Raw genomic sequence first — 22,891 nt, 5'->3', positions numbered from 1 at the left:
TGTAAGGAGCCACCGATGAAACTGCAGCACACACTGGCCGCTGGCCTGCTGCTACTGAGCCTGAGCCTGTCGGCGCTGGCCATGGATCTGAGCCAGGCGATGGCAGCTCTCGGTCCGGCGAAGACCAGCGGCCAACTGGGCGAGCAACCCAACGGATATCTCGGTGTAGTCAGCCCCGGCGGCTCTGCCGAGGAGATCGCCAAACTGATCAATCAGGCACGCCAGGCCGAATACCAGCGTCTGGCCGAGGAAAATGGCCTGCAACTGGGGGATGTGGAAGCGCTGGCCGGGCAGAAGGCCCTGGAGAAAACCCCGCCGGGGCAATACATCCAGATCAACGGCAAGTGGTTGCGCAAATAGACGGGTAGCCGTGCCGTGGCTGAGGGCAGCAAAACTATTTTTAGGGGATTTACCTGTTCAGCTGCGCAAAAGTCCGCCTAATACGCTAAATCAGCTCCTGTTGATTCTGGTTATTGCGGAATAAATCGCTAAACAATGCGTGATAAACAGTTAAAACGCCTGGGCAAGACTTCCTATACTGCGCAGCACAGTGCTCAGTAAAACAAACGCCAGCGAAAGCTCGCGGCGAGGGAGTCAATCATGCGTGTTCTGGTTCTTGGCAGCGGTGTCATCGGTACGGCCAGTGCCTACTATCTGGCCCGTGCCGGCTTCGAGGTGGTGGTGGTCGACCGTCAGCCGGCGCCGGCCCTGGAAACCAGCTTTGCCAACGCCGGCCAGGTGTCGCCCGGCTATGCCTCGCCGTGGGCCGCCCCCGGCGTGCCGCTGAAGGCCATCAAGTGGCTGCTGCAGAAGCATGCGCCGCTGGCGATCAAGCTGACCGGCGATGTCGATCAGTACCTGTGGATGAGCCGGATGCTGATGAACTGCACTTCCGCCCGCTATGCGGTGAACAAGGAGCGCATGGTGCGCCTGTCCGAGTACAGCCGCGACTGTCTCGACGAGCTGCGTGCCGAAACCGGCATCGCCTACGAAGGCCGCCAGCTGGGTACCACGCAGCTGTTCCGGACCCAGGCGCAACTGGATAACGCGGCCAAGGACATCGCCGTGCTGCAGCAGTCCGGCGTGCCCTTCGAGCTGCTCGATCGCGCCGGCATCGCCCGTGTCGAACCGGCCTTGGCCGGTGTTGCGCACAAACTGGCCGGCGCCCTGCGCCTGCCCAACGACCAGACCGGCGACTGCCAGCTGTTCACCACCCGGCTGGCGGAAATGGCGCGCGACCTCGGCGTCGAGTTCCGTTTCGGGCAGAACATCCAGCACCTCGAATTTGCCGGTGACCAGATCAACGGCGTGCTGATCGACGGCCAGCTGGAAACCGCCGACCGTTATGTGCTGGCACTGGGCAGCTACAGCCCGCAACTGCTCAAGCCGCTGGGGATCAAGGCGCCGGTTTACCCGCTCAAGGGCTATTCGCTGACCGTGCCGATCAGCAATGCAGCCATGGCGCCGACCTCGACCATCCTCGACGAGACCTACAAGGTGGCGATCACCCGCCTCGACCAGCGCATCCGGGTGGGCGGCATGGCGGAAATCGCCGGTTATGACCTGTCGCTGAATCCAAAGCGGCGCGCCACCCTGGAAATGATCACCAACGATCTGTACCCGCAGGGCGGCGACCTGCAGCGGGCGGAATTCTGGACCGGCCTGCGCCCGACCACCCCGGACGGTACGCCGATTGTCGGTGCCACGGCGTATCGCAATCTGTTCCTGAACACCGGTCACGGTACACTGGGCTGGACCATGGCCTGCGGCTCCGGTCGTCTGCTGGCCGACCTGATCGCCCACAAGCGCCCGCAGATCAGTGCCGCCGGCCTGGATATTTCCCGCTACGGCAAGACTTTCGAGGAGCATCTGCATGTCCGTCCAGCGGCTGCAAACTAACCGCCGGCTGAGTCAGGTCGTCATCCACAACGGCACCGTCTATCTGGCGGGGCAGGTGGGTAACGACATGGCTGCCGGGATCCAGCAGCAAACCCGCGAGACGCTGGACAATATCGAGCAGCTGCTGGCCGAGGCTGGCAGCGACACGTCGCGGATCCTCTCGGTGACCATCTACCTGAAGGATATCGCTGCCGATTTCGACGGCATGAATCAGGTCTGGGACCAGTGGCTGCCCGCCGGACTGGCCCCCGCTCGCGCTACCGTTGAAGCCAGGCTCTGCGAGCCGGAGATTCTCGTCGAGCTGTCGGTGATTGCCGCGCTGGCATAATTTGCTGCACTTTTCCGGCGCTATGCGCCGGTTTTTTATTGTCCATGTACCCGTTACGGGTGGTGTCGGCCCCACAAAATCGACCCACCCCAGCTAGCGGCTACATAGCCTTTTTACTCAGCCCCAAGAAGCCTGTTGCCATGCGTCCAGCCCGCGCCCTGATTGATCTGCAAGCCCTGCGTCAGAATTACCGGCTGGCCCGCGAACTGAGTTCGGCGCGTGCGCTGGCGGTGGTCAAGGCGGATGCCTACGGACATGGTGCGGTGCGCTGTGCGCAGGCGCTGGACGAAGACGCCGATGGCTTCGCCGTGGCCTGCATCGAGGAAGCGCTGGAACTGCGGGCTGCCGGCATCGGCAAGCCGATCCTGCTGCTGGAGGGCTTCTTCGAGGCGAGCGAGCTGGCGCTGATCGAGCAGCATGAGTTGTGGTGCGTGGTGCATTCGAACTGGCAGCTCGAGGCGCTCGAGCGTACGCCACTGCGCAAGCCGCTGCGGATCTGGCTAAAGCTGGATTCCGGGATGCACCGGGTCGGGTTGAGTCCGCTGGAATTCCGTGACGCCTGGCGCCGCCTGCAGGCCAGCGGCAAGGTTGAGCGTATCGTGCTGATGAGCCACTTCGCCCGCGCCGACGAACTGGACTGCCCGCGCAGTCGCGAGCAGCTGGTGGTGTTCGAGCAGGCGCGCCAAGGCTTACAGGCGGAAGTCAGCCTGCGCAATTCGCCGGCCATTCTCGGCTGGCCGGAGGTGCCGAGCGACTGGGTGCGCCCCGGGATCATGCTGTATGGCGCCAGTCCCTTCGAGCAGCCGCAGGCCCAGGCCAGCCGGCTGCGCCCGGTGATGACCCTCGAGTCGAAGGTCATCAGTGTGCGCGAACTGCCCGCTGGCGAACCGGTCGGTTACGGTGCAGCCTTTGTGGCTGCGCGGCCGACCCGTGTCGGGGTCGTGGCCATGGGCTATGCCGATGGCTACCCACGGCATGCGCCAACCGGCACCCCGGTATTTGTCGATGGCCAGCCGGCACGCCTGATTGGCCGGGTGTCGATGGATATGCTGACGGTCGACCTCAGTGATTTGCCGCAGGCGGGCCTGGGCAGCCGGGTCGAGCTGTGGGGGCCGAACGTGCTCGCCAGCGAGGTTGCGCTGCGGGCGGAAACCATCCCCTACGAGCTGTTCTGCAACCTGCGTCGGGCGGAACGGATCTATCTGGATGCTAAATCAACGAATTGAGCAGTATTTAACCGCGCCCTGTTGAAAATACTGAACACTGTTGCCATCATGCCCCCTTGAATGCAATTTGCTCTTGAGGGGGTTTATCCATTGGACGTCGGTGTTCGTTTGCAATCCATACGCAAGCTGAAAGGCCTGTCCCAGCGCGAGCTGGCCAAGCGTGCAGGTGTCACCAACAGCACTATCTCGATGATCGAAAAAAACAGCGTCAGTCCTTCGATCAGTTCGCTGAAAAAGGTGCTGGCCGGCATTCCCATGTCGCTGGTCGAGTTCTTCTCCGTCGATTTTGAAGAAAACAATGCGGCGCAGATCGTCTACAAGGCCGATGAGCTCACCGACTTGTCCAGTGGCACGGTAAGCATGCGCCTGGTGGGCAAGGGCCATCAGGTCCGGGCACTGGCCTTCCTCGATGAAACCTATCCGCCCGGCTCCGATACCGGCGCCGAGATGCTCAACCACGAGGGTGAGGAGGCCGGCGTGCTGGTCTCGGGCCGTCTCGAGCTGACAGTTGGCGCCGAGCTGTTCATCCTCGAAACTGGCGACAGTTATTACTTCGAGAGCACCCGTCCGCACCGCTTTCGCAACCCGTTCGATGAGCCGGCGCGGCTGATCAGTGCCACCACACCAGCGAATTTCTGACGCCGGTGCGTCACTGCGACAAGTTGTGCTGTTTCAGCGCGGCAGGCTTGCCGCTATACTGCAGCCTGCCCGCCAACACCGTGGCTGCGGGCCCGACTAGCCAGGATGAGGGTGCAAAGTGAACCTGATTAAAAAGATGCTGACAGCCCAGGCTGTCGTGTTGGCTTTCTGGGCGGTCAGCGCTCAGGCAGCGACCACCGATGACGAAATTGCCCAGCGGATCAAGCCGGTAGGCCAGGTCTGTGTGCAGGGCGAAGAGTGCAAGGGCGTGGCTGCCGTGGCTGCACCGGTTGCCGGTGGCGGCGCCAGGTCGGCTGACGATGTGATTGCCGCGCATTGCGGTGCCTGCCATGCCAGCGGCGTGCTGGGCGCGCCGAAAATCGGCGACACTGCGGCCTGGAAGACGCGTGCCGATGCCAAGGGCGGCGTGGATGGCCTGCTGAAGTCAGCCATTGCCGGCATCAATGCGATGCCGCCGAAAGGCACCTGCGCGACCTGCTCGGATGACGAACTGAAAGGCGCCATCGAGAAAATGTCCGGCCTGTAATCTGGCTGGGTCTGTGAGAAACCGCCGCGAGGCGGTTTTTTATTGCCTGCGCTTCAGCGCTTGAGCATGGCGCGAATGTCCGCCAGTGCCGAGTTGCCGCGCTGCGCCTTGACCTCGACCGGGGTGTCGTCCAGGCCTTCCCATTGCAGGTCGTCGGTCGGCAGTTCGTCGAGAAAGCGGCTGGGCGAGCAGTCCATGATTTCGCCGAACTGCTTGCGCTTGGCGGCGAAGGTCAGGGTCAGGTTGTGCCGCGCGCGGGTGATGCCGACATAGGCCAAGCGACGTTCCTCCTCGACGCTGTCGGCCTCGATGCTGGAGCGGTGCGGCAGCAGTTCCTCTTCCACGCCAAGGATGAATACCGAGGGGAATTCCAGGCCCTTGGAGGCGTGCAGGGTCATCATCTGCACCCCGTCGGCGCCGTCCTCTTCTTCCTGCTGGCGTTCCAGCATGTCTCGCAGCACCAGCTTGCCGATGGCTTCCTCGATCGTGATGTTGCCTTCTTCATCCTTTTCCAGGGTGTTCTTCAGCGCCTCGATGAGAAACCACACGTTGCCCATGCGGGCATCGGCGACCCTGTCGCTGGAGGCGTTCTGCCGCAGCCAGTTCTCGTAGTCGATATCCATAACCATGCTGCGCAGCACGGCAATTGGTTCGCTCTCGGCGCACTGCTGGCGGATCCTGTCCATCCAGGCAGTGAAGCGCGTCAGACGCTCGCCGTAGCGGCTGTCCAGTTGCGTACTCAGGCCGGCCTCGCTGCAGGCGGCATACATGCTGATCTTGCGCTCGGTGGCGTAGTTGCCGAGTTTTTCCAGTGTGGTCGAGCCGATTTCCCGGCGTGGCACATTGATCACGCGGAGGAAGGCGTTGTCATCATCCGGGTTGACCAGGATGCGGAAGTAGGACATCAGGTCCTTGACCTCCTGGCGGGCAAAGAAGCTGGTGCCGCCGGACAGCCGGTAGGGGATCTGGTGGTGCTGCAGTTTCAGCTCCATCAGCTTGGCCTGGTAGTTGCCGCGGTAGAGGATGGCAAAATCGCTGTACGGGCGCTCGCTGCGCAGGTGCTCGGTCAGAATTTCCATGGCCACCCGTTCGCACTCGGCTTCCTCGTTGCGACAGCGGATCACGCGGATCTCGTCACCGTGGCCCATCTCGCTCCACAGTTGCTTGTCGAAGGCATGCGGGTTGTTGGCGATCAGCGTGTTGGCGCACTTGAGGATGCGGCTGGTGGAGCGGTAGTTCTGTTCGAGCATCACCACTTTCAGCGACGGGTAGTCGACTTTCAGCTGCATCAGGTTTTCCGGGCGCGCCCCGCGCCAGGCGTAAATCGACTGATCGTCATCGCCGACCACGGTGAACTGGTTGCGCATGCCGACCAGCAGTTTCACCAGCAGGTACTGGCTGGTGTTGGTGTCCTGGTATTCGTCGACCAGCAGGTAGCGAATGCGGTTCTGCCACTTTTCGAGGATGTCCGCATGCTCCTGCAGCAGTTTCACCGGCTGCATGATCAGGTCATCGAAGTCGACGGCGTTGTAGGCCTTGAGCGTGCGCTGGTAATGCAGGTAGACAATTGCGGCGGTCTGCTCGCGTGGATTGCGCGCGGCTGCAAGAGCCTGCTCGGGCATGACCAGTTCATTCTTCCAGCTGCCGATCAGGTTCTTGATCTCGTCGACGCCATCATCCCCGGCGTATTCCTTTTGCATGATGTCGGTGAGCAGGGATTTCACATCGGTTTCGTCGAAGATGGAAAAACCCGGCTTGTAACCTAAACGTAAATGTTCCTTGCGGATAATGTTCAGGCCCAGATTGTGGAAGGTCGAGACGGTCAGGCCCTTGCCTTCGCTGCCATGCAGCAGGCTGCTGACGCGCTCTTTCATTTCGCGCGCGGCCTTGTTGGTGAAGGTCACCGCGACGATGTGCTGGGCGCGGATGCCGCACTGCTGGATCAGGTAGGCAATCTTGCGGGTGATCACGCTGGTTTTGCCGGAGCCGGCACCAGCCAGTACCAGCAAGGGGCCGCCGGTGTAATGGACGGCTTCCTGCTGGCGGGGGTTGAGTCGGGACATGCGGCGGCCAAAGACTGGATCGGGGAGGTATTTTAGGGCACAGAGGCAGACAAAGCATCCGGCGTGGTACTGGCTGCTGCACCGCTGGTCAGGCCGGGCATGGCGCCTTATCGGGGGCGAAAGCGTCAAAAAGACGACTTTCTATCGAGCGCGAGGGGCTCGCGTCAAAAATTCGCAAATTAAATGTTGGTCCTTTGTTGCATAGATAACTCTATGTTGTATATTGAGATTCAGCGCAAAGTTAATGTGATTTCTTTAAAGTGACTTCTCAAGTCACGGCGGAGGCTTCTTGTCCTTCCAGAGCGATGCCCCTCGACTGCTGGTGCTTGCCGAAGATGCCTTCTGGGCGGAACGGCTGGGTACCCTGTTGCTTGGCCTGGGCCAGGCGGGCTTGCTGTTTGCCGCATCCAGCTGGGACGCCGGTCGGCGCTTTTGCCAGGAAGCACCGGCACTGATCTTTGCCACCCCTGAATGCCTGCCCGATCCGGGTACCTGCCGGTGGCCGCAGGTCTTGCTGCTGGATGCCTCTCCCGTCGACCTGCCCACCCATGTCCAGGACTGGCTGGCCAAGGATTCGCTGAATGCGGAAGTGCTGCGGCGCTGCATGCATGCGTTGCGCGAGCATTTCAACCAGCAGCGCAAGTCCGGTCAGGACACCCTCACCGGGATCGCCAACCGCCAGACTTTCCAGGCCCAGCTGGCCGAACGCCTGGAGCAGGGTGATATCGAGCGGCTGATCCTCGGTTATCTGGATCTGGACAATTTTCAGCAGGTCAATGCCAGCCTTGGTCAGCTGGGCGGTGACCGGCTGATCCGCCAGGTGGTTTCGCGCCTGCGCGCAACGTTCGGCCAGGACGCCTTGCTGGCGCGGATTGGCAGTGATGAATTTGCGGTTCTGCTGGAGGCGCCCAACATGCCCTCGGGCTGGCTGGAGGGGCAGGCCAAGCGGGCGATCGATGCCCTGGCCGAGCCGTTCTGGATCGATGGCGAAAGCCTGTTGCTGGGCTGCAGCCTGGGGTTGGTGCAGGAGCGTGGCGCGGCGGGTCCCGACCTGATGTTCTGGCATGCGCACATCGCCATGCAGCAGGCCAAGGCCAAGGACGGCTGCACCTTCCAGATTTACGATGAGCGGGTCTACAGCAGTGCGCACAGCCTGGCCGATCAGGAAGCCGAGCTGCGCCTGGCCCTGCGGCGTGACGAGCTGGAGCTGCATTACCAGCCGCGCCTCAATCTTGCCAGCGGCAAGGTGGTTGGCCTGGAGGCGCTGGTGCGTTGGCGCCACCCGGAGCGCGGCCTGCTGCCGCCGGTCGAGTTCATTCCGCTGGCCGAGCAGACCGGCCTGATCGTGCCGCTGGGTTACTGGGTGATTGCCCGTGCCCTGCGCGATGCCGGCTGGCTGCATGCCTGTGGCCTGCCGACCCTGCACATGGCGATGAACCTGTCGTTCCGCCAGTTCCAGGACAGCCAGTTGCTGCCCACCCTGCAGCACCTGATTGCCGGCTCGACCGTCGATGCGCACTGCCTGGAGTTCGAACTCACCGAAACCGCCATGATGAGCCGCAGCGATTACGTGCTGAAGACCATGCAGACGCTGGGCGAGCTGGGTGCACGCTTCTCCCTGGATGACTTTGGCACCGGCTTTTCCTCTTTCTCGCACCTGGCCAACCTGCCGATCGCGGTACTCAAGGTGGACAAGACCTTTGTCACCGGGATGGTGGATAACCCGGAGCAGCGGCAGATGGTCAAGGTGATCATCAACCTCGCCCATTCGCTGGGCCTGGAAGTGGTCGCTGAGGGTGTTGAGACCGCCCAGGAGCTGGATATGCTGCGCCAGTTCGGCTGTGATCAGGCCCAGGGCTACCTGATCAGCCATGCCCTGCCCTTGTCGGAACTGGCCAACTTCCTGATCGACCGTGACGAGCGTGGCGCCCGCCAGTTGCGCGGCGTTCACTAGGCCTCAGCCGCCAGCAGCGGGCACTCGGGCAGTCGGCGCCTGAATCGGCATTGCCGCCAGCAGCCGGGTGGTTTTCCATTCGAAGGCCAGGATCAGCCCCAGGGCGGCGCAGGCCAGGCCCACTGCCAGCCCCCACCAGACCCCTGTCGGTCCCCAGTCGGCAATGAACGCCAGCGTCCAGGCTGCGGGTGCGCCAATGGCCCAATAACAGAGCAGCCCCACCAGCAGGGTGGTCTTGGCGTCCTTGAGGCCGCGGATGGTGCCCATGGCAATGGTCTGCAGGCCGTCAAACAACTCGAACCAGGCGGCAATCGCCAGCAGGCCGATGGCCATGTCGATGACCGGGCGGTTGGCCGCCAGCTGCGGGTCGAGGAACAGCACGATTACCCAGTGCGGGGCCAGCCAGAACAGCAGGGCGAAGCCGGACATGCACACGGCGCCCAGGCCGATGGCCAGGCGGCCGGTCTGGCGTGCCGCCAGCCAGTTGCCGGCGCCGAAGTGCTGGCCGATGCGCAGGCTGGCGGCGTAGGAAATGCCCACCGGCACCATGAACGCCACATACACCGCCTGAATGGCGATCTGGTGGGCTGCCAGCGCCGTGCTGCCGAGCGCGCCCATGCACAGCGCGGCGACGAAGAACAGGCCGGACTCGACAATGTAGGTGCCGCCAATCGGCAGGCCCAGGCGCAGGTTCTCGCGCAGGTCTTCCAGTCTGGGTTGCAGCAGCCCGGCCAGCAGCGGCCAGGGCCGATAGAAGGGCTGCCGGCGGATGAACAGGGCCAGCAGCAGGGCCATGCCGTTCATCACCACGGCGGTGACCAGGCCGATGCCGGCCAGGCCAATCTGCGGCAAGCCGAACAGCCCCTTGATCAGCGTGTAGTTGAGCAGGAAATTCAGCACCGCCCCGCACAGGCTGATCGCCAGCACCGGACCGGGCTTGCCCAGGGCACTGGTGAAGCCGCGCAGGGCCATGAACAGCAGGTAGCCGGGCAGGGCAAACACCAGGCAGTGCAGAAACTGCATGGCGCCTTCGATGTTCTGCGGTTGCTGTCCGGCCAGCCGCAGCAGCGGCTCGAACTGCCAGAGCAGGAGCCCGGCCAGCAGGGCCAGGCCCAGTGCCACCCAGATCCCGGCCTGGGCCATGGCGCGAACGCCGGCGTTGTCGGCGGCGCCATGGCGGATTGCCACCAGGTTGCCAACCGCCGCCATCACCCCGACACAAAAGATCGATACCAGGTTGTAGGCCGCCGCACCGAGCGCGCCGGCAGCCAGCGCCTGTGGCCCGAGCAGGCCCATCATCACGGTGTCGGTGAACACCATCAGCACGGCGGCCAGTTGCGCAGCCACCAGCGGTCCGGCGAGCCGAAGCAAGGCAACAAGCTCTCGGCGGCGTAGTTCAGGCATGATCTCTAGTCATCTTTGGTGGTTACAGGCTGGCCTGGCCAGTTCATCGAAGGCTATTCTCAGGCGACGATCCGCCAGATACAAAAGGATAAAAGCCATGCCTTGCATGAGTTTTAATCATTGATCAACCGTTTGCCGGCACTCTATGCCCTGCGCGCCTTCGAGGCAGCTGCGCGGCATTTGTCCTATACCCGGGCGGCGGAAGAGCTGGCACTCACCCAGAGCGCGGTGAGCCGGCATGTGCGCACCCTGGAAACCGACTTCGGTTGCCGCCTGTTCGAGCGCGCCGGCCGTGGCCTGCGCCTGACCGAGGCGGGTCGGCTGTTGCTGCCGGGCTTGCAGCAGGGCTTTGCCGCGCTGGAAAGCGCCTGCGCCAGCCTGCGCGTAGAAGAAGGTGTGCTGCGCCTGAAGGCCCCCTCCACCCTGACCATGCGCTGGCTGCTGGCGCGACTGTCGCGGTTTCGTCTGCAGCAGCCGGAAGTCGAGGTGCAGCTGACGGCGGCCTGGATGGATGTCGACCGCGTCGATTTCGAGCGTGAACCCTACGACTGTGCGGTGCTGCTGAATGACGGGGTATTTCCGCAGGACTGGGAGCACGCCAAGTTGTTCGAGGAGTGGCTGATCCCGGTGTGTGCGCCGGAAGCCGTGGCCACCGGCAACTGGGACGTGGCGCGGCTGCTGGCAGCCGAGCAGCTGCATCCGACCCCGGACCGGCGCGATTGGCGGCACTGGCTGCAGGCCACCGGCCTGAGTGACCAGGTGCCGCTCAAGGGCGGGCAGGTGTTCGACATGCTGGAGCTGGGCATAGTCGCGGCCGCCCGGGGCTACGGGGTCTCAATTGGCGACCTGTTGCTGGTTGCCGAAGACGTCGAGCAGGGCCGGCTCGCCCTGCCCTTGCCGACGGCAGTCTTCAGCGGCAGCAGTTACTACCTGGTGTGGCCGAAGGCCCGCCGCGGGCAGCAGCGCTTTCGCCGCCTGCGTGATTATCTGCTGGCTGAAATCGCCGCCATGCAGTTGCCCGCCGTGGCGCGGCTTGGCGCTCCGGGGCAGGCCTGACGCCACCGCTGACATTGGCGGAGCTCAGGGTGCGCTGCTCGGCCGGTACTGCAGGGCTTCGGCCAGATGGTCGCGGTTGATCGCCGCACAACCCTCGAGGTCGGCCAGGGTGCGGGCCACCTTGAGGGTGCGGTGGGCGGCCCGCAGTGACAGGCCCATGCGCTCGCAGGCGGTCTCCAGCCAATGCAGGTCGCTGCCGGCCAGGCTGCAGTGCTGGCGCAAGCCGTCGAGATCGAGAAAGGCATTGGCGCAGCCCTGGCGAACCTGTTGCCGCTGGCGCGCGGCAGCTACCCTGGCAGCCGCGCGGGCAGTGTTGTCGCGCGGGTCGGGTGTGCTGTTCAGGCTGGTGGCTTCGCGGGCCACCGTGAGGTGCAGGTCGATACGGTCGAGCAAGGGGCCGGAGAGCTTGTTGCGATAGCGCTGGAGTTGCTCCAGCGAGCAGCGGCAGCGCCCGCCGGGATCACCCAGATAGCCGCAGGGACAGGGATTCATCGCCGCCACCAGCTGAAAGCGCGCCGGAAAGCGCACCTTGTCGTTGGCGCGGGCAATCACGATCTGGCCGCTCTCCAGCGGTTCACGCAGCACTTCGAGGACCTTGCGGTCAAATTCGGGCAGTTCGTCGAGGAACAGCACGCCCTGATGGGCAAGGGTGATTTCACCGGGGCGGGGCCGACTGCCGCCGCCGACCAGCGCCGGAGCGGAAGCGCTGTGGTGCGGCTGGCGAAATGGCCGTTGCGGCCAGCGATCCAGCGGAATGCTGCTGGCCAGCGAGTGAATGGCCGCCACTTCCAGGGCTTCCTGCTCGGCCAGTGGCGGCAGCAGGCCGGGCAGGCGGCTGGCCAGCAGGGTCTTGCCGGTGCCTGGCGGGCCACTGAGCAACAGGTTGTGTGCACCTGCGGCGGCAATCAGCAGGGCGCGCTTGGCAGCTGGCTGGCCCTGTACGTCGGCCAGGTCGGGGTAGGGTTCGGGGATGCGCGCGAGACCCTGGGACTGGTAGGGCTGCAGCAGTTCGCGAGCTGAACAGTGTGCCGCCAGTTGCAGCAGGTGGTCGACGGCCAATACCGGCAGGCCCGAAGCCAGGCAGGCCTCCTCGGCATTTTCCTTCGGCACCACCAGAGTGCGTCCGCACGCGCGGGCGGCCAGCGCCGCCGGCAGGATGCCTTGCACCGGGCGGATCGCGCCGGACAGTGCCAGCTCCCCCAGGCATTCAAGGCTGGCCAGGCTGTCTGCAGGGATCTGGCCGCTGGCAGCGAGAATGCCCAGGGCGATGGCCAAGTCGAAGCGCCCGCCGTCTTTGGGCAGGTCGGCCGGTGCGAGGTTGAGGGTGATCCGCCGCGCTGGAAATTCGAAGCCGCAATTAAGGATCGCGCTACGCACGCGATCCTTGCTTTCCTTGACCGCAGTTTCCGGCAGACCGACCAGCGTGAAGGACGGCAGACCGTTGGCCAGGTGTGCCTCGACGGTCACCACGGGCGCTTCCACGCCCACCTGGGCGCGGCTGTTGACGATGGCCAGGGACATGATCGCTCCTTGATCAGTCCCGCCGGCTAGGATCTAGCTGGCGGGCGGATTGAGCCGGGCTTCCAGCTCGGCAACTTTGGCTTCCAGGCTTTCCAGGCGGGTGCGGGTGCGCGCCAGAACGGTCATCTGGCTGTCGAACTCGTCACGGCTGACCAGGTCCAGCTTGCTGAAGGCGCTTTGCAGCAGGGCTTTGAGTTGCGCCTCGATTTCCGCGTGGGGCAGCGGGGTTTCGCCGTTGAACAGGCGGGAGGCATGACCGGCTAGGGTGTCGAGCAAAGCTTTGGGCGGCAGCATGGCGAGGTTCCTCGAAATGACGCCGGCAGTTTAGCACGCGGCCTGCGCGCAAGGCTGCCGGCCGGTTGACGCACGACTTTCGCGCAGGGAAGGATCGGATGACGCACCATAACGGTGCGCTGTGGATTGCTCTATTTGCGCCAGGATCACCGTAAAGAGCGCATATCTGTCTGAAAAATAAAGCTTTTAAAAACTTGGCAAGCATTCTGCAGAGGTTCGATCGACGCATGCACCGAGGCGGTTCAGGTGCATCAGGACTGATGGCTATTGCCGCCACCAGGCAGGTTGGAACCCGGAGTGACCGGATCAGGTTGGTCCGGACTGTTACAAAAGTCGGACACAGCGCATAGACTTGTCGCGGGTTTGTTGCCTGGGGCAAGTCCACCAAATACGGGAGAGAGTTACATGAAGTTAGTCACTGCGATTATCAAGCCGTTCAAACTGGACGATGTGCGCGAGTCGTTGTCCGAGATCGGCGTGCAGGGCATTACCGTTACCGAGGTCAAGGGATTTGGTCGGCAGAAAGGCCACACCGAGCTGTATCGCGGTGCGGAGTATGTTGTCGACTTCCTGCCAAAAGTGAAGATCGACGTGGCGATCGCCGATGACCAGCTCGATGCTGTGATCGAAGCCATCACCAAGGCTGCCAACACCGGCAAGATCGGTGACGGCAAGATTTTCGTGGTCAATCTGGAACAGGCCATCCGTATTCGTACCGGCGAAACCGGCACCGACGCGGTTTAACACTTCCAAACCCCCAAGCCCCAGGAGAAACACCATGACTCTGCGCAAAATCGCAGGGCTAGGAGCCCTTTTGTCCCTCGTTACCCCCGGCCTGGCCCTGGCTGACGAGGCTGCTCCGGTCCTCAACTCAGGCGACACCGCCTGGATGCTGGTAGCTTCACTGCTCGTTCTGTTCATGACCATTCCCGGTCTGGCGCTGTTCTACGGTGGCATGGTGCGTTCGAAGAACGTCCTTTCCGTCCTGATGCAGTGCTTTGCCATCACCTGCGTAATCAGCATTCTGTGGGTCGTCTACGGCTACAGCATCGCCTTCGATACCACCGGCATGGAACAGGGAGTGGTCAACCTCAATTCCTTCGTCGGTGGCTTCGGCAAGGCCTTCCTCAGCGGCCTGACCCCTGCCAGCCTGACCTATCTGGTGCCGGAAAGCGTGTTCGTGGTGTTCCAGATGACCTTCGCGATCATCACTCCGGCGCTGATCGTCGGTGCCTTCGCCGAGCGCATGAAGTTCTCCGCGATGCTGATCTTCATGGCGGTCTGGTTCACCCTGGTTTACGCACCGATTGCGCACATGGTCTGGGCCGGTAACGGTGGCCTGCTGTGGGATTGGGGCGTGCTCGACTTTGCCGGCGGCACCGTGGTGCACATCAACGCCGGTATCGCCGGCCTGGTAGCCTGCATCGTGCTCGGCAAGCGTAAGGGCTTCCCGACCACGCCGATGGCACCGCATAACCTGGGCTACACCCTGGTTGGCGCGGCTATGCTGTGGGTCGGCTGGTTCGGCTTCAATGCAGGCTCCGCGGTGGCTGCCAACGGCACTGCAGGGATGGCCATGCTGGTTACCCAGATCGCCACCGCCGCCGCTGCTCTGGGCTGGATGGGTGCCGAGTGGCTGACCCATGGCAAGCCAAGCGCTCTGGGCATCGCCTCGGGCGTGGTTGCCGGCCTGGTTGCCATCACTCCTGCCGCCGGTACCGCCGGCCCGATGGGTGCCATCGTGATCGGCCTGTCAGCCGGCGTGATCTGCTTCTTCTGCGCGACCAGCCTGAAGCGCAAGCTGGGCTATGACGACTCCCTGGATGCCTTCGGCGTGCATGGCATCGGCGGTATCGTTGGTGCCCTGCTGACCGGCGTGTTTGCAGCGCCGGCACTGGGTGGCTTCGGCACCGTGGAAGACATTCCCGGCCAGTTGCTCATCCAGTTCAAGGGCGTAGCCTTCACCGTGATCTACACCGCCATCGTCACCTTCGTGATTCTCAAGGTGCTGGATATGGTCATGGGCCTGCGCGTCAGCGAGGAAGAAGAGTCCATCGGTCTGGATCTGTCCCTGCACAACGAACGCGGCTACAACCTGTAACACGTTACCCGGCGTCCGGCTCATCCCGGACGATTCTGGAAAAGGGCACCTTCGGGTGCCCTTTGTTTTTTCTGGCGCCGCGCTAGAATGCGCGCCGGAAGAACTGTCAGGCAGCGCTCCGTGCATTTAGCGTCTACCTTGTTCAGCATGGCGAGGGATTGTCGATCAGAGCTTTCAGAAATTTTCCGGTTGCACGCACCAGCCTGTGCGACTGCGCTATAAATAAACTGCTTTGGCAAGCCATGAGGTAGAACATGAGCGACGAAGAACTCGAGCAAGACGACATCGAAGGTGTTGACGAAGAGGATGGCGAGGACGTTGCCGCCGACGACAGCGATATTGATGATGGCGACGGCGACGGCGACAGTGCCGAGGCGGCGCCCAGCAGCAAAGGCAAAGCCAAGGTAGTGGTCGAGGAAGAGGAGCTGCCTTCCGTCGAGGCCAAGCAGGCAGAACGTGATGCGCTGGCCAAGGCAATGGAAGAGTTTCTCGCGCGCGGCGGCAAGGTGCAGGAAATCGATCCGAATGTGGTGGCCGATCCACCCAAGAAGCCCGACAGCAAATACGGTAGCCGGCCGATCTGAACCGGTGATGCATGAAAAAACCCGCCGCTACAGGCGGGTTTTTTATGCTCGGGCTTCAGCCCTGGCTGCGCGCCAGGCGCTCCAGCACTGCCGGCAGTTCGGCCAGGTTGCGAATTTCCGCATGGGCTGGTTGCTCGCCTTCCCAGGCCTTGCCCAGCGGGTTGAACCAGATGGCGCGCAGGCCGGAGTTCAGTGCGCCGGCAATGTCATCGCCGGGATGATCGCCGATATGCACGGCTTCCCGTGCGCTTACCCCGGCGCGCTGCAGCGCCTCGCGAAAGGGCCGCGGGTCAGGCTTGCCGATACCCAGCTCCTCGGCATTCAGGGCAAAGCGGAAGTAATCGGCCAGGCCCAGGCGGCGCACATCGGCATTGCCGTTGGTGATGACACCCAGGCAATAGCGGTTGGCCAGCGTCTCCAGGGTCGGATGCACTTCGGGAAACAGGTCGACTTGGTGGCGTGCCTGCAGGAATACCTGAAAGCCCTGTTCGGCCAGCGCCAGGGCTTGCACATCGGAGTAGCCGGCTTCACGCAGGGCGAGGTGAAGGATGCGTCGGCGCAGTTCGCTCAGGCGGTGGCGCAGGGACGGATCGAGCTGCAGCAGGCGACCACGGATGCCCCACAAGTGCTCGACCGGCACCGGGCCGAGCAGGGGCGCGCTGGCGGCCAGCCATTCGCGCAGCGCGGCTTCGGCGCCGTGCATGACCGGAGCGACACTCCACAGCGTATCGTCCAGATCGAAAGTGACCAGCGCGATGCTCATGGGGTTTCCCCGCTGGCGGTGTCATTGTCCGCCGGCGCACTGCTGCTGTCTTGCCGGCGGGCGCGCGGGTGGGCGTTGTCGTAGACCTTGGCCAGATGCTGGAAGTCGAGGTGGGTATAGATTTGCGTGGTGGCGATGTCCGCATGCCCGAGCAGCTCCTGCACGGCGCGCAGGTCCTGGGAGGACTCCAGCATGTGGCTGGCAAAACTGTGACGCAGCATGTGCGGGTGCAGGTGCTGGCCCAGTTCGCGCACACCGGCTTGACCGACGCGCAGCTGCACCGCACGCGGGCTGAGGCGGCGGCCCTGGCGACTGATGAACACGGCGCTGTCCGGCGGGTTGGCGCTGCTGCGTAGCGCCAGCCAGTCGCGCAGGGCGGCCACGGCCTTGCGCCCGACCGGCAGGTCGCGGGTCTTGCCGCCCTTGCCGTGGACACGCACCATGGCCCCGGGCAGGTCAAGCGCCTCGAGGTTCAGGCCGACCAGCTCGGACAGGCGCAAGCCGGAGGAATAGAACAGCTCGAGGAGTGCCTGATCGCGACGGGCGAGAAAATCATCCTCCACGCCGCCGTCGAGCAGTTGCATGGCACGGTCAGCATCCAGTGCCCGCGGCAGCTTGCGCGCGCCCTTGGGCGGACTCAGGCCGTCGGCTGGATCATGCCGGCACAGCCCTTCGCGGAGCAGGTACTGGTAGAGCCCGCGAACGGCCGAGAGCAGGCGCGCCAGGCTGCGCGCCGACTGGCCTTGCTGGTGCAGCCGGGCCACGATGCGGCGCAGGCGCGCCGCGTCCAGCTCGGCCCAGCTGTGCAGTTGTTCATGTTCACAGTAGGCCAGCACTTTGCGCAGGTCGCGCTGGTAAGCGTCCAGGGTGTGCGCAGAAAGCTGGCGTTCGTTGCGCAGGTGGCTGAGGTAGGCGTCGAGCGGGCTGTGCATGCTGACTGTATACCTGCGAAAACGAGGGGTGCCCGACCGCCTAGCGCACCGAGCGCAGTGGTGTGGCAAAGCGCGGCAGCACGCGTGCCAGCACTTCCGCGACATAGCCGAGGAACAGGGTGCCGAGCGAGTTCTTGTAGTGCAGGGGATCGGCGCTGCCGATCGCCAGCACGCCATGCAGGCCCTGATGGCTCAAGCTGACCATCGCCGCCGAACCGACCTTGGCGCCCTCCTCTTCGCCGAACAGGAATGCCAGCTCCTGCGGGCGCAGGATGCCGCAGACGCTGCGGCTGCCGGAGAGCAGGCCGCCAATCGCCTGATGGGCTTCGGCCAGGCTGGCCGACCGACCGACGCCGCCAGGATTGTCACTGATCAGGATCAGGCTGACGAAGGGCACCTTGAATTCATGCCGCAGGCTGTCTTCCACCGCGCTGACCACTTCCTCCAGGCTCGCCGCATCAAGCAGGTCGAGTACCAGCCGGCGCGTCTTGTCGAACAGGCGGTCATTGTCGCGGGCCACGTCCATCAGCTGCGACAGGCGGTGGCGCATCTCTATGTTGCGCTCGCGCAGCAGCTTGACCTGGCGCTCCACCAGCGAGACGGCCTCGCCGGGCAGGTGCGGGATGCGCAGGTCGGGAATCAGCTCGTCGTGGTCGACGAAGAACTCCGGATGCATGCGCAGATAGGCGGCCACCATATCCGAATCGAGAGGCACTGGATCCTTGCGTTCTTCGGTCATCCCGGAAACCTCGGTTGGACAGGCTGAAGGGTGCGGATTCTGGGGTGCAGGGCAAGGCGTAACGACGCGGAATGGCCAGTCCATTCCAGGGGGTTACAACGCAGCCGCGCGTAATGAAATTCGTGCAATTCGGCCTGTAGCGCATGCACCAGGCAGGTGAATTTCGGGCGTTCAAATAATCTTTTCAGCATCATCACCTTATGCGCTTTATACAAGCGGCCAGCTGAGGCTTCCAGGATCATGGCAATGCTCGCTTAGAGTCGAATCTGCCCTTCGTACACGCGGACTGCAGGCCCGGTCATCATAACCGGCTGTCCCACTCCTGCCCACTCGATGCATAGCTTGCCGCCAGGAAGCTCAAGCTGCAACGGGGAATCCATCCAGCCCTGGCGAATGGCCGCGACTGCCGCGGCGCAGGCGCCGGTACCACAGGCCTGGGTTTCCCCGGCACCGCGCTCCCAGACGCGCAACCTGGCGTGCTGTCGATCCATGACTTGCAGAAAGCCAACGTTGACCCGCTGCGGGAAGCGCGGATGCACTTCGAGCTTCGGCCCCAGGCTCTGTACCGGCGCGCTGTCCACGTCTGCCACCCGGATCACCGCGTGCGGGTTGCCCATGGACAGCGCGGCCAGCTCGATGCTCTGGCCTTCGACGTCCACAGCGTAGGTCAGTGCTTCGGCGTCGGCCACCAACGGAATCAGTGGCGGATCCAGGCGCGGGGCGCCCATGTCGACAGTCACCTGGCCGTCCGCACGCATTTCCAGGACGATGATGCCGCCGCGGGTTTCCACGCGGATGCGCTTCTTCACGGTCAGGCGCTTGTCGAGCACGAAGCGGGCGAAGCAGCGCGCACCGTTGCCGCACTGCTCGACCTCGGAGCCGTCGGCGTTGAAGATGCGGTAGCGGAAGTCGACATCCGGACGGGTCGGCGTTTCCACCAGCAACAGCTGGTCGAAGCCGATGCCGGTGTGGCGGTCGCCCCATTGCTTGGCATGCTTGGGCTGGATATGGGCCTGCTGGCTGACCAGGTCGATGACCATGAAATCGTTGCCCAGGCCGTGCATCTTGGTAAAGCGCAATAGCATGGCTTTATCCTTGCGCGTCGCGCGGCAGCAGGCTTTCAGTGGCGAAGAGTTCCTGCACGCTTTCGCGCCGGCGCACCTCGAAGGCCGCGCTGCCGTCCACCAGCACCTCGGCGGCGCGGCCGCGGCTGTTGTAGTTGGAGCTCATGACAAAGCCATAAGCGCCAGCCGAGCGGATAGCCAGCAGGTCGCCTTCCGCCAGCGCCAGGTCACGGCCCTTGGCGAGGAAGTCACCGGTTTCGCAGATCGGTCCGACAATGTCGTAGCTGCGCGCTGCCGCGTCACGCGGCTGCACTGCGACCACGTCCATCCAGGCCTGGTACAGCGCCGGGCGGATCAGGTCGTTCATCGCCGCATCGACGATGGCGAAATCCTTGTGCTCGGTGTGCTTGAGGTACTCGACGCGGGTCAGCAGCACGCCGGCATTGGCCACGATCGAGCGGCCCGGTTCGAACACCAGGGCCAGCGCGCGCTTGCCCAGGCGTTCGCGCACCGCGGCGATGTAGTCACCGGCCAGCGGCGGCTGCTCGTCGCGGTACTGCACGCCGAGGCCGCCACCGAGGTCGAGGTGGCGGATGTGAATATCCCGGGCAGCCAGACGGTCGATCAGTGCCAGCAGGCGATCGAGGGCGTCGAGGAACGGCGGCAAGCTGGTCAGCTGCGAGCCGATATGGCAATCGACGCCGAGCACCTGCAGGTTTGGCAGGGCGGCAGCGCGGGCATAGACGGCCTCGGCGTCGGCAATGGCGATGCCGAACTTGTTTTCCTTCAGCCCGGTGGAGATGTACGGATGGGTGCCGGCATCCACGTCCGGGTTGACCCGCAGCGACACCGGCGCCTTGACCCCCAGCTCGGCGGCGACCAGTTGCAGGCGCTCCAGTTCGTCGGTGGATTCGACATTGAAGCAGTGCACACCGATCTGCAGTGCGCGGCGCATGTCATCGCGGGTCTTGCCGACGCCGGAGAACACGATCTTGTCCGGCCGGCCGCCGGCCGCCAGCACCCGCTCCAGCTCGCCACGCGAAACGATGTCGAAGCCGGCACCCAGGCGCGCCAGGACATTCAGCACGCCGAGGTTGGAGTTGGCCTTGACCGCGAAGCACACCAGATGCTCGATGCCCTGCAGGGCGTCGGCGTAGGCACGGTATTGCTGTTCGATGTGGGCGCGTGAATAGACGTAGGTCGGCGTGCCGAAACGTTCGGCGATAGCAGACAACGCAACGCCTTCCGCGAACAGTTGGCCGTCGCGGCGGGTGAAAGCTTCCATGTAACCCCCTTAGAGAAAGACGTCTTTGTCGCGTTCTTTGACGGCTTTCTCGTCGTCCGGCAGGTACAACGGGCCTTTCTGGCCACAACCGGCGAGGGAGACACTCAGTACGGCAAGCGCAATGAAGGACAGCAGCAGGCGCTTCATGTTGAAAATCCTGAAATCGATGATTGCCGGCAGTATACCGGCCACCTGACAGCTTGCCTATGCACGCGGGGCCGGGGCGAGCGCGCTGTGCAAGCCGCGCGATCGCTGGCGCAGGCGGCGCCCCGGCAGGCTTGGCAAGACAGGCGCGCGGATGTCCGGCATTATCCGGTTTTGTCCGGCAGCTGGCGGCACGCAGCAGGCTGCGACTATCCAGACTTTTCCGAGGGACCTGCAATGAGTTTGAGCGAAGCGCGTTTTCACGATCTGGTTGATGCCGTGCAGCAGGCGATCGAGGATGTGTTCGATGACAGTGACCTGGATGTCGATCTGGAGAACAGCGCGGGGGTGCTCACCGTGCGCTTCGAGAATGGCAGCCAGTTGATCTTCAGTCGCCAGGAGCCCCTGCGCCAGCTGTGGCTGGCGGCGCGTTCCGGCGGCTTTCATTTCGACTACGACGATGAGCAGGGTGGCTGGATCTGCGACAGCAGTGGCGAACTGCTCGGCGAGATGCTGGAGCGGATCTGCCGAGAGCAGGGAGGCGCTGAACTTGAGTTCGAATTCGACTGAACCGCCACCCGGCACGGCTACCGAGGCGGCACCGGCCGGGCGGCAGGCCTCGCCCTGTGTGCGCAATTGCTGCCTGGACGATGAGGATATCTGCGTGGGTTGCGGGCGCAGTCTGGGCGAAATTCTCGAATGGTATGCGGCCGATAACGAGCGCCGTCAGGTCATCTGCACCGATGCGCACAACCGCCTCAGGGCCCGGCAGCAGCGGTTCTCGGCGTCAGGCGGGGCGGATTGAGCAACTGCCCGGCAGGGCGGCGGTGCCGTGGCCGGGCAGGGAGTTGCGCCTGCTCAGGGCGTGAGAATCGTCAGCAGCGACTGGGCGTGCTCGGCAGCATCCAGGCCCAGGCTGGTCAGGTAGCCGCCATCGGGCTGGCTGATCAGGCCCTTGTCGTGCAGGCGCTGGGCGGCGGCAATGGCGCTGGGTGCGGCGGTGTGGTGAACCTTGATGCCCTCAGTGGTGTTGGCCAGATTGAACAGGGTGAGAATTTCCAGCTCGGCTATCAACTCGGGGGTGTACGCCATAAGCACTCCGGTCTTGTCAGAAGGATCTGCCCGCCCGTTGGCGTGCAGTCGGTTGCAGTGTAGCGAGGCCGGACTCAGTGTGCAGGATTATGCTGCCACTGTTGCAGAATCTGCTGATAGCGGCCGTTGTCATGGATGATCCGCATGCCCTGTTCGAAGTCGTTCAGGGCCTCTGCCGCCAGGCGGTTATGCCGTGAAAAGCTGAGGAACAGCTGCGGCTGGTGCACCGTTGCCACCGCGGTGAACTTGCCGGCCAGGCCGGGCTCATCGTGAAACAGCTGTGCCGCCGTGCCACGGTAGGCCACGAAGTAGTCCACGCGCTTGTGCTCGAGCATGAGAAAGCCCATCAGGTCCTTGCGCACCTTGACGCGGACAATGCTCGAATCATCGTCGAAGCGGCTGCCGTACTCGTAGCCGATGGTCACCGCCACCCGCTTGCCGCCGAGTAGCCCCAGGTCTTGCAGTGGCGTGGCCTCAGCGCTGCGCGCCCAGAGCAGGATGTCATCGCGGAACAGCGGAGTCGCCGGCAGCAGGTAATCGTCAGCAATCCGGGCGTCGGGCGCGGTGTTGAAGCAGGCTACCAGCTCGCCGCGCAGGGCCATCTGCATGCAGCGCGCATAGGGATAGGCAACCAGCTGGATGTCGGCGGAGGTGGCCGCGAAGGCGGCCCGGACGATATCCACTGACATCCCCCGGCTCTCGCCATCCTTCAGTGCGGTGTAGGGATACCAGTCGTCCTCTGCGCCGATCAGGTAGCGCTCGGCGTGCAGCGATGCGCTGAGCAGGCAGGCAGCGAGCAGACTGCCGCAGAGGCTGGCCCGGAGCAGTTGTCGTCTCAAGGCTGCAGGCCGCCGGGCCGGGCCGGCATCGACGCGCGATTCAATCTTCGGCGCACTCCGGGGGTAACTCCGGCAGGCGGCGCAGGGCCAGTTCGTAGCCGTCGCGGTCGAAAGGCCGGTCTTCCGCCAGCATCGCGCCAATTTCGCGGGCCAGCACCAGTGCCATCATCTGCAGGATTTCCTCGCGCGGATAGCCGACCAGCGTCAGCTTGTTGCAGGTCGCCCGCGCCGCCGGCGGGTCATCGGCCTCGATCTGGTTTTCGATGGCCCCGATCAGGGTCGCCTCGGTGAACGCTTCTTCATTGTCGTCGCTATCGCTCATGGCGCATCCAGGCAGGCAGGGTTGATGCGCAACTTAGCAGATGCGGGCCGGCAGCCAAAGTGGATTGCTTGCAGCTGGACATACCGACCCGTGGT

27 protein-coding genes are annotated in these 22,891 nt (G+C 64.0%); 13 read left to right on the top strand and 14 right to left on the bottom strand.

Annotated elements, in window-relative coordinates:
- The first annotated feature begins 15 nt into the window (after positions 1-15).
- From ISX93_RS01340 to ISX93_RS01315, 6 genes are all read left to right on the top strand, one after another.
- On the top strand, positions 16-360 hold the full coding sequence (locus ISX93_RS01340) for a YdbL family protein (protein ID WP_195776885.1): 345 nt from the start codon (positions 16-18) through the stop codon (positions 358-360).
- 240 nt (positions 361-600) lie between these two features.
- The gene (gene dadA / locus ISX93_RS01335; protein WP_195776884.1) at positions 601-1,899 is read left to right on the top strand and encodes a D-amino acid dehydrogenase; all 1,299 of its coding nucleotides are present in this window, start codon (positions 601-603) and stop codon (positions 1,897-1,899) included.
- Positions 1,874-2,227 (top strand): RidA family protein, encoded by a 354-nt coding sequence (locus tag ISX93_RS01330; RefSeq protein WP_195776883.1) that lies wholly within the window; start codon positions 1,874-1,876, stop codon positions 2,225-2,227. Before dadA ends, ISX93_RS01330 begins: the two co-directional genes overlap by 26 nt.
- 140 nt (positions 2,228-2,367) lie before the next feature.
- On the top strand, positions 2,368-3,453 hold the full coding sequence (gene alr / locus ISX93_RS01325; RefSeq protein WP_195776882.1) for an alanine racemase: 1,086 nt from the start codon (positions 2,368-2,370) through the stop codon (positions 3,451-3,453).
- Positions 3,454-3,543: 90 nt separating this feature from the next.
- A complete protein-coding gene (locus ISX93_RS01320) occupies positions 3,544-4,092 on the top strand; it encodes a cupin domain-containing protein (RefSeq protein ID WP_195776881.1) in 549 nt (182 codons plus the stop codon).
- 118 nt (positions 4,093-4,210) lie between these two features.
- Positions 4,211-4,639, top strand: a complete 429-nt coding sequence (locus tag ISX93_RS01315; RefSeq protein WP_195776880.1) for a c-type cytochrome — start codon at positions 4,211-4,213, stop codon at positions 4,637-4,639.
- Positions 4,640-4,692: 53 nt separating this feature from the next.
- Here the strand turns inward: ISX93_RS01315 and rep are convergent, their stop codons facing one another.
- Positions 4,693-6,702 carry a DNA helicase Rep gene (gene rep, locus ISX93_RS01310; protein ID WP_195776879.1) on the bottom strand — a complete coding sequence of 670 codons (2,010 nt, stop codon included), beginning with the start codon at positions 6,700-6,702 and terminating at the stop codon, positions 4,693-4,695.
- A 289-nt stretch (positions 6,703-6,991) separates the two neighbouring features.
- On the opposite strand from rep, the gene ISX93_RS01305 reads away from it, so the two are divergent.
- The gene (locus ISX93_RS01305) at positions 6,992-8,656 is read left to right on the top strand and encodes a putative bifunctional diguanylate cyclase/phosphodiesterase (RefSeq protein ID WP_195776878.1); all 1,665 of its coding nucleotides are present in this window, start codon (positions 6,992-6,994) and stop codon (positions 8,654-8,656) included.
- Between the two features lie 3 nt (positions 8,657-8,659).
- Here ISX93_RS01305 and ISX93_RS01300 read toward each other — a convergent pair whose 3' ends face one another.
- A complete protein-coding gene (locus tag ISX93_RS01300; RefSeq protein ID WP_195776877.1) occupies positions 8,660-10,060 on the bottom strand; it encodes a NorM family multidrug efflux MATE transporter in 1,401 nt (466 codons plus the stop codon).
- Positions 10,061-10,180: 120 nt separating this feature from the next.
- Between ISX93_RS01300 and ISX93_RS01295 the strand changes: the two genes are divergently transcribed.
- Entirely contained in the window at positions 10,181-11,116 is a 936-nt protein-coding gene (locus ISX93_RS01295; RefSeq protein WP_195776876.1) for a LysR substrate-binding domain-containing protein, read from the top strand.
- A 24-nt stretch (positions 11,117-11,140) separates the two neighbouring features.
- Here ISX93_RS01295 and ISX93_RS01290 read toward each other — a convergent pair whose 3' ends face one another.
- A complete protein-coding gene (locus ISX93_RS01290; protein WP_195776875.1) occupies positions 11,141-12,637 on the bottom strand; it encodes a YifB family Mg chelatase-like AAA ATPase in 1,497 nt (498 codons plus the stop codon).
- A 33-nt stretch (positions 12,638-12,670) separates the two neighbouring features.
- Complete coding sequence (locus ISX93_RS01285; RefSeq protein WP_195776874.1) at positions 12,671-12,931, bottom strand: accessory factor UbiK family protein; 261 nt, start codon at positions 12,929-12,931, stop codon at positions 12,671-12,673.
- A gap of 405 nt (positions 12,932-13,336) precedes the next feature.
- On the opposite strand from ISX93_RS01285, the gene glnK reads away from it, so the two are divergent.
- The 3 genes from glnK to sutA all read left to right on the top strand — a co-directional run bounded on the left by glnK (position 13,337) and on the right by sutA (position 15,616).
- Positions 13,337-13,675, top strand: a complete 339-nt coding sequence (glnK, locus tag ISX93_RS01280) for a P-II family nitrogen regulator (protein WP_090198361.1) — start codon at positions 13,337-13,339, stop codon at positions 13,673-13,675.
- Between the two features lie 34 nt (positions 13,676-13,709).
- Positions 13,710-15,032, top strand: a complete 1,323-nt coding sequence (locus ISX93_RS01275; protein ID WP_195776873.1) for an ammonium transporter — start codon at positions 13,710-13,712, stop codon at positions 15,030-15,032.
- Between the two features lie 254 nt (positions 15,033-15,286).
- Positions 15,287-15,616, top strand: a complete 330-nt coding sequence (gene sutA, locus ISX93_RS01270; RefSeq protein ID WP_195776872.1) for a transcriptional regulator SutA — start codon at positions 15,287-15,289, stop codon at positions 15,614-15,616.
- A 55-nt stretch (positions 15,617-15,671) separates the two neighbouring features.
- Here the strand turns inward: sutA and ISX93_RS01265 are convergent, their stop codons facing one another.
- The 7 genes from ISX93_RS01265 to lptM are packed head-to-tail and all read right to left on the bottom strand — an operon-like array spanning position 15,672 to position 20,546.
- On the bottom strand, positions 15,672-16,379 hold the full coding sequence (locus ISX93_RS01265; RefSeq protein ID WP_195776871.1) for an HAD family hydrolase: 708 nt from the start codon (positions 16,377-16,379) through the stop codon (positions 15,672-15,674).
- On the bottom strand, positions 16,376-17,311 hold the full coding sequence (gene xerC, locus ISX93_RS01260) for a tyrosine recombinase XerC (RefSeq protein WP_195776870.1): 936 nt from the start codon (positions 17,309-17,311) through the stop codon (positions 16,376-16,378). Before xerC ends, ISX93_RS01265 begins: the two co-directional genes overlap by 4 nt.
- A 40-nt stretch (positions 17,312-17,351) precedes the next feature.
- A complete protein-coding gene (locus ISX93_RS01255; protein ID WP_195776869.1) occupies positions 17,352-18,050 on the bottom strand; it encodes a DUF484 family protein in 699 nt (232 codons plus the stop codon).
- Positions 18,047-18,292 carry a hypothetical protein gene (locus ISX93_RS01250; RefSeq protein WP_195776868.1) on the bottom strand — a complete coding sequence of 82 codons (246 nt, stop codon included), beginning with the start codon at positions 18,290-18,292 and terminating at the stop codon, positions 18,047-18,049. The genes ISX93_RS01255 and ISX93_RS01250 overlap by 4 nt, the downstream gene beginning before the upstream one ends.
- 12 nt (positions 18,293-18,304) lie before the next feature.
- Positions 18,305-19,135, bottom strand: coding sequence for a diaminopimelate epimerase (gene dapF, locus ISX93_RS01245; RefSeq protein WP_195776867.1), 831 nt, complete (start codon positions 19,133-19,135; stop codon positions 18,305-18,307).
- 4 nt (positions 19,136-19,139) lie between these two features.
- Complete coding sequence (lysA, locus tag ISX93_RS01240; RefSeq protein ID WP_195776866.1) at positions 19,140-20,399, bottom strand: diaminopimelate decarboxylase; 1,260 nt, start codon at positions 20,397-20,399, stop codon at positions 19,140-19,142.
- 9 nt (positions 20,400-20,408) lie between these two features.
- Positions 20,409-20,546, bottom strand: coding sequence for an LPS translocon maturation chaperone LptM (lptM, locus tag ISX93_RS01235; protein WP_195776865.1), 138 nt, complete (start codon positions 20,544-20,546; stop codon positions 20,409-20,411).
- Between the two features lie 234 nt (positions 20,547-20,780).
- On the opposite strand from lptM, the gene cyaY reads away from it, so the two are divergent.
- Positions 20,781-21,113: an iron donor protein CyaY gene (gene cyaY / locus ISX93_RS01230; RefSeq protein ID WP_195776864.1), complete on the top strand. Its 333-nt coding sequence runs from the start codon at positions 20,781-20,783 to the stop codon at positions 21,111-21,113.
- Positions 21,114-21,171: 58 nt separating this feature from the next.
- A complete protein-coding gene (locus tag ISX93_RS17210; RefSeq protein WP_308705277.1) occupies positions 21,172-21,348 on the top strand; it encodes a DUF1289 domain-containing protein in 177 nt (58 codons plus the stop codon).
- Positions 21,349-21,401: 53 nt separating this feature from the next.
- On the opposite strand, the gene ISX93_RS01220 is transcribed toward ISX93_RS17210, so the two are convergent.
- The 3 genes from ISX93_RS01220 to ISX93_RS01210 form a co-directional block, all read right to left on the bottom strand.
- On the bottom strand, positions 21,402-21,635 hold the full coding sequence (locus ISX93_RS01220) for a TIGR02647 family protein (RefSeq protein WP_195776862.1): 234 nt from the start codon (positions 21,633-21,635) through the stop codon (positions 21,402-21,404).
- 74 nt (positions 21,636-21,709) lie between these two features.
- A complete protein-coding gene (locus ISX93_RS01215; protein WP_229731966.1) occupies positions 21,710-22,474 on the bottom strand; it encodes a substrate-binding periplasmic protein in 765 nt (254 codons plus the stop codon).
- A 40-nt stretch (positions 22,475-22,514) separates the two neighbouring features.
- On the bottom strand, positions 22,515-22,796 hold the full coding sequence (locus tag ISX93_RS01210; RefSeq protein ID WP_195776861.1) for a hypothetical protein: 282 nt from the start codon (positions 22,794-22,796) through the stop codon (positions 22,515-22,517).
- Positions 22,797-22,891: the final 95 nt, after the last annotated feature.

The organism is Pseudomonas sp. N040, assembly GCF_015637705.1.
Taxonomy (GTDB): Bacteria; Pseudomonadota; Gammaproteobacteria; order Pseudomonadales; family Pseudomonadaceae; genus Aquipseudomonas.
Note: the sequence above shows the minus strand (reverse complement) of the source record. Positions and strands in the feature narration are given on the sequence as shown.

Coding starts and splice junctions, on each gene's coding strand:
- ISX93_RS01340 (WP_195776885.1), top strand. CDS start 16: ATGAAACTGCAGCACACACTGGCCGCTGGCCTGCTGCTACTGAGCCTG.
- dadA (WP_195776884.1), top strand. CDS start 601: ATGCGTGTTCTGGTTCTTGGCAGCGGTGTCATCGGTACGGCCAGTGCC.
- ISX93_RS01330 (WP_195776883.1), top strand. CDS start 1,874: ATGTCCGTCCAGCGGCTGCAAACTAACCGCCGGCTGAGTCAGGTCGTC.
- alr (WP_195776882.1), top strand. CDS start 2,368: ATGCGTCCAGCCCGCGCCCTGATTGATCTGCAAGCCCTGCGTCAGAAT.
- rep (WP_195776879.1), bottom strand. CDS start 6,702: ATGTCCCGACTCAACCCCCGCCAGCAGGAAGCCGTCCATTACACCGGC.
- ISX93_RS01300 (WP_195776877.1), bottom strand. CDS start 10,060: ATGCCTGAACTACGCCGCCGAGAGCTTGTTGCCTTGCTTCGGCTCGCC.
- ISX93_RS01290 (WP_195776875.1), bottom strand. CDS start 12,637: ATGTCCCTGGCCATCGTCAACAGCCGCGCCCAGGTGGGCGTGGAAGCG.
- ISX93_RS01285 (WP_195776874.1), bottom strand. CDS start 12,931: ATGCTGCCGCCCAAAGCTTTGCTCGACACCCTAGCCGGTCATGCCTCC.
- glnK (WP_090198361.1), top strand. CDS start 13,337: ATGAAGTTAGTCACTGCGATTATCAAGCCGTTCAAACTGGACGATGTG.
- ISX93_RS01275 (WP_195776873.1), top strand. CDS start 13,710: ATGACTCTGCGCAAAATCGCAGGGCTAGGAGCCCTTTTGTCCCTCGTT.
- sutA (WP_195776872.1), top strand. CDS start 15,287: ATGAGCGACGAAGAACTCGAGCAAGACGACATCGAAGGTGTTGACGAA.
- ISX93_RS01265 (WP_195776871.1), bottom strand. CDS start 16,379: ATGAGCATCGCGCTGGTCACTTTCGATCTGGACGATACGCTGTGGAGT.
- xerC (WP_195776870.1), bottom strand. CDS start 17,311: ATGCACAGCCCGCTCGACGCCTACCTCAGCCACCTGCGCAACGAACGC.
- ISX93_RS01255 (WP_195776869.1), bottom strand. CDS start 18,050: ATGACCGAAGAACGCAAGGATCCAGTGCCTCTCGATTCGGATATGGTG.
- ISX93_RS01250 (WP_195776868.1), bottom strand. CDS start 18,292: ATGATCCTGGAAGCCTCAGCTGGCCGCTTGTATAAAGCGCATAAGGTG.
- dapF (WP_195776867.1), bottom strand. CDS start 19,135: ATGCTATTGCGCTTTACCAAGATGCACGGCCTGGGCAACGATTTCATG.
- lysA (WP_195776866.1), bottom strand. CDS start 20,399: ATGGAAGCTTTCACCCGCCGCGACGGCCAACTGTTCGCGGAAGGCGTT.
- lptM (WP_195776865.1), bottom strand. CDS start 20,546: ATGAAGCGCCTGCTGCTGTCCTTCATTGCGCTTGCCGTACTGAGTGTC.
- cyaY (WP_195776864.1), top strand. CDS start 20,781: ATGAGTTTGAGCGAAGCGCGTTTTCACGATCTGGTTGATGCCGTGCAG.
- ISX93_RS01220 (WP_195776862.1), bottom strand. CDS start 21,635: ATGGCGTACACCCCCGAGTTGATAGCCGAGCTGGAAATTCTCACCCTG.
- ISX93_RS01210 (WP_195776861.1), bottom strand. CDS start 22,796: ATGAGCGATAGCGACGACAATGAAGAAGCGTTCACCGAGGCGACCCTG.